The 4,234-nt window shown below is 64.8% G+C and carries 4 protein-coding genes; 1 reads left to right on the top strand and 3 read right to left on the bottom strand.

Translation table 11 applies throughout. The features are described 5' to 3' along the window. Nucleotides 1-335 precede the first annotated feature (335 nt). Genes ASC94_RS07525 through ASC94_RS07535 form a run of 3 tightly spaced genes read right to left on the bottom strand, consistent with a single transcriptional unit; the run spans nucleotide 336 to nucleotide 3,270 of the window. Nucleotides 336-1,781 (bottom strand): LutB/LldF family L-lactate oxidation iron-sulfur protein, encoded by a 1,446-nt coding sequence (locus tag ASC94_RS07525; RefSeq protein ID WP_056392891.1) that lies wholly within the window; start codon nucleotides 1,779-1,781, stop codon nucleotides 336-338. Continuing rightward, nucleotides 1,778-2,479, bottom strand: coding sequence for a lactate utilization protein (locus tag ASC94_RS07530; protein WP_056392893.1), 702 nt, complete (start codon nucleotides 2,477-2,479; stop codon nucleotides 1,778-1,780). Before ASC94_RS07530 ends, ASC94_RS07525 begins: the two co-directional genes overlap by 4 nt. Further along, nucleotides 2,479-3,270 carry a (Fe-S)-binding protein gene (locus tag ASC94_RS07535; protein WP_056392895.1) on the bottom strand — a complete coding sequence of 264 codons (792 nt, stop codon included), beginning with the start codon at nucleotides 3,268-3,270 and terminating at the stop codon, nucleotides 2,479-2,481. Before ASC94_RS07535 ends, ASC94_RS07530 begins: the two co-directional genes overlap by 1 nt. 113 nt (nucleotides 3,271-3,383) lie before the next feature. Between ASC94_RS07535 and ASC94_RS07540 the strand changes: the two genes are divergently transcribed. Beyond that, nucleotides 3,384-4,082 carry a FadR/GntR family transcriptional regulator gene (locus tag ASC94_RS07540; protein ID WP_082616343.1) on the top strand — a complete coding sequence of 233 codons (699 nt, stop codon included), beginning with the start codon at nucleotides 3,384-3,386 and terminating at the stop codon, nucleotides 4,080-4,082. Nucleotides 4,083-4,234 lie beyond the last annotated feature (152 nt).

A 4,234-nucleotide genomic window follows, 5' to 3' on the forward strand; every position in this document is an offset into this window, starting at 1 on the left:
GTTCAATCTCTGTTTAAAGTCATTGCTGACTTGGTCGCTCTTCAAAATAACTGACGATTCCTCTTGCGAGGTCACGTTTATTTCTTTTGTTGAGCGTTTAAATAATTTGAGCTTCGCAGCTTGCGCTGCGGGCCCCATCATCAAACGCCCACACTTATCGACTGTTAATTTTTAAAGATCTGCTGCGTTTGACAAAGCGTTGTGTTTGTCAGCAGCGAAGAAGGAAGAGTATGAAGTGTTTCGCTTTCTTCGTCAACCCTCTTTTTTCCTGCGCTGCGTATGTTCAGCAGCGCGGGGACAGAACTATAGCAAGCCGCTGCGCGGCTTGCAAGGATTTATTCAGGCTGGCCCTTCTCCCGCATCAAATCCGCCAGGCTGCGCGGCGCCGGCTTCAGCGGCGCACGGTGCTGGGTCCAGCCCAGCTGCTCGGATGGCGTCAGGACGCGGAAGCGGGTGGCAGCCCAGCGGAACAGCTTGTAGACCGACGGATGCGAAAACGCCCCGCTCCAGAAACGCCATACCAGGCGGTCGCCCCGGCTGAACTTCGCGCCTTGCCCTTTCAGCGGATGGGCCACCTGTTCCTGCGGGTTGCGGTTAGCTTCGGTACGCAGCCGCACCAGCAGCGCAGGGATGGGAATCCGCACTGGGCAGACTTCTCCGCAAGCCCCGCACAGGCTGGACGCGGTGGCCAGGTCGGCGGTCGCTTCCAGCCCGAGCAGGTGGGGCGAAATGATCTTGCCAATCGGCCCGGGGTACGTAGTGCCGTAGGCGTGGCCGCCTATCCGCCCGTACACCGGGCAATGGTTCATGCATGCGCCGCAGCGGATGCACTGCAAGGTGGAGCGCAGCTGCTCGTCGGCATACGCCTGCGTGCGGCCGTTATCGAGCAGCACAAGATGCATTTCGCGCGGGCCGTCCAGCTCACCGTCGCGGCGCGGGCCGGAGATCAGGTTGAAGTAGGTGGTGATCGGCTGGCCGGTGGCGGAACGCGTGAGCAGGCTGGCCAGCGGCACGATGTGCTCCAGCTTGGCCACCACTTTTTCCATGCCCATGACGGCGATGTGCACATCCGGCACCGTGGTCGACAAGCGGCCGTTGCCCTCGTTTTCCACCAGCCAGATGGTGCCCGTGTCGGCTGCGGCGAAGTTCACGCCGGACAGGCCGATGTCCGCCTCGGCGAAGGCCGTGCGCAGCGCCCGGCGCCCGGTCTGGATCAGCGTATCGACATCGTCGCTGTATGCGGTGCCGGGGATGTGCTGCTCGAACAGCGTCCCGATGTCCTCGCGCGTCTTGTGGATCGCTGGCATGACGATGTGCGACGGCTTCTCTCCCGCCATCTGCACAATGTATTCGCCCATGTCCGATTCGATGCATTCGATGCCGCGTTCGCCCAGGTAGTGATTCAGCTCGATTTCCTCGCTGGCCATCGACTTGCCCTTGATGATCTTGCGCGCGCCGTTCTGCTGCGCGATGCGGGCGATGATCTCGTTGGCCTCCTCCCCCGTTTCAGCCCAGTGCACGTGCACGCCGGCTGCGGTCAGGCGCTCCTCCAGTTGCACCAGCAGCTGCGGCAAATTGGCCAGCGCGTGCTGGCGGATCGCTTCGCCCAGGTCGCGCAGCTGCTCCAGCTCGTCCGCATCGGGAAACTGGGTGCTGCGCTTGGTCTGTAGGAAATCCATCGCGCCACGGAAGCTGGCGCGCAGCTTCGGATCGCCCAATGCGGTCTTGGCGCGCTGGTGAAAATCTTGCGGCGCAACGAAGTGCAGGGTTTGTCCGCTCATGGCTTGTTCCTTTCGGTGACGATCACTACCCACATCCAGCGCGGCCCGTGCGCGCCGAACGCCAGTGTTTGCTGGATATCCGAAGTTTTCGAAGGGCCGGACGCCAGCACCAGGTTGCTGGGCATGCCGCCTGCCCAGTGCTCGGCGCGTGCCGCGTCGTGCAAGGTGGCGTGCAGCGTATCCGCATAGACCAGCGCGATGTGCAGCGGCGGCACTAGCGATACTGTGCGCGGCGTGCCGGCGTCTGGCGCCAGGATCAAGGTGCCGGTGGCAGCGATCCCGGACCGCGCCACTGTGAAGCCCGCGTCGACGGTGCGGAACAACTCGCCCTTCCATGCTTCCAGCGGTCCGGCGAACGGCAGCGATTCCATGTCCGCCGGCAGCGCGCCGGCCAACGCTGCGCCTTCGCTGGCCGCCTTGTCCAGTAGCAGGCGCTTGACGCCATGCGCAGCCAGTTTGGACGCCAGCAGCGCCGGCCACTCGGCCGCGGTGGCGCGCCACACGTCGGCACGCGATGCGCGCAGCGCGGTTTCCAGCGCATCGATCCGTGCCGCCGCGTCGGGGCGCTGCCCGGCATAGTGGGCGTCGATCCTGGCGTCAAGAACATCGATCGCAGCGGCGGCGCCCGGCACCTCGCTGGCCGTCTGCGCCGGCGCCGCTGCCCGCAGCTTCCCCAGCATGCGTTCGCGTGCATTCATCATGGCTGCCCCTCCCCGCCGGCCGCCAGGCCATTGGCGCGGCGCCACAGGAAGCTGGCCATGTGCTCCACCTCCAGCGGCGCGCCCTGCGCTTTGGCGGCGTGGCCGATATTGAGCAGGCACGCGCAATCGGCGGACACCACGCGGCGCGCGCCGGTGGCGCACGCCGAGGCGATTTTGTCGCTGACCATGGCGCCGGAAATGTCGGGATGCTTCAAGCAGAATGTGCCGCCGAAGCCGCAGCATTCCGACTCGCGCGCATGCTCCAGGCGCCGCACGCCGGGCAGTTCGTCGATCAGCGCAACGCCGTGCACGCGCGTGCCCATTTCGCGCCGCGCGCCGCACGAGGTATGCAGCACAATGTCCTCATCGGCCTGCGGCTGCGGCGGGTAGTGTGCGTGCAGTACGTTCAGCAGAAATTCGCTCAGTTCGTACACGCGGCCAGCCAGCTCGCGCGCCGGCGCGGCCCATGCCGCATCGTCCTTGAACAGCTCGGGCCAATGGTGGCGCATCATGCCGGCGCAGGAGCCGGACGGCACGATCACCGGCCACGCCTCAGGGAACAGCGCCATCTGAGAGCGCGCCACGTCCCGCGACTGCTCCGGGTTGCCGCTGCTGTAGGCCGGCTGGCCGCAGCAGCTCTGGCCGCGCGGATAATGTACCGTCACCCCTTCGCGTTCCAGCAGGCGTACCGCATCGAGGCCGGCTTGCGGCATGAACAGGTCGATCACGCAGGTGCCGAACAGGTAGATGTCCGATGGCGGCGAGGCCGGATAGTGGCGAGCTTGCATTTTGTCTCCGCGATGGCTGGTATAAGCCGCCATCATTCGCTGAATTTCGCATTCACACAAATTGGTTGGGCCAATTTTTGCTATGCTGTCCGGCAAACCAGGGGAGATATCGGATGCGACAGGAAGCAGGCCGCGTGGAGAGCGTGATGCGGCAGATTGAAACAGCGCTGCTGGACGGCAGCTACCCTGCCCACGCGAGGCTGCCGGCCGAACGCGTGCTGGCGGAACAGTATGGCGTGTCGCGCAACACGGTGCGCGAGGCGATCCAGCGATTGTCGGCGCGCGGGCTGTTGCGCAGCCGCCAGGGCGCGGGCGTCTACGTGACGGAGCAATTGCGCACCGGGCCGCCGTCACCCTGGGGCCAGCTGATCGCCGACCACCCGGCCGTGCGGGACGATGTGCTGGAATTCAGGCGGGTTCTGGAAGGCGCTACCGCCTATTTCGCGGCGCAGCGCGGCACGGAGTTGGACCGGGAACGCATCCGCACACAGCTGGCGGCGCTGGAACAGGCGCGCCAGGCCGACGACCAGCCAGCCGAAGCGGCCGCCGACGCCAAGCTACACGAAGCGATTGCGCTGGCATCGCACAACTCCATGTTTTTGCACCTGCACGCCAGCGTCATCGGCATGCTGCGCGAGCACATCACCTTCAACGGCAGCAGTCTGCGCGCCCAGGAGGCGGACGTCGGCACGCAATTGCTCGCACAGCACAGGACAATATGCGAGGCCATCTGCAGCGGCCAAGCGGACGATGCGCGCAACGCGATGCAGCGCCATATCGATTACGTCGCCAGCAGGGTGGCCGGCGAATGAACGGGTAAACGCAAAAAAGCCCACCAAGATCACTTGGTGGGCTTCTTCATATAACTAGCCTGACGATAACCTACTTTCACACTGGTTGCAGCACTATCATCGGCGCAAAATCGTTTCACGGTCCTGTTCGGGATGGGAAGGGGTGGGACCGA

The organism is Massilia sp. Root418, from assembly GCF_001425265.1.
Lineage (GTDB): Bacteria > Pseudomonadota > Gammaproteobacteria > Burkholderiales > Burkholderiaceae_D > Rugamonas.

Bases quoted from the DNA above. Each gene is read 5' to 3' on its own strand.
- ASC94_RS07525 (WP_056392891.1), bottom strand. From the start codon at position 1,781: ATGAGCGGACAAACCCTGCACTTCGTTGCGCCGCAAGATTTTCACCAG.
- ASC94_RS07535 (WP_056392895.1), bottom strand. From the start codon at position 3,270: ATGCAAGCTCGCCACTATCCGGCCTCGCCGCCATCGGACATCTACCTG.
- ASC94_RS07540 (WP_082616343.1), top strand. From the start codon at position 3,384: ATGCGACAGGAAGCAGGCCGCGTGGAGAGCGTGATGCGGCAGATTGAA.
- ASC94_RS07530 (WP_056392893.1), bottom strand. From the start codon at position 2,479: ATGAATGCACGCGAACGCATGCTGGGGAAGCTGCGGGCAGCGGCGCCG.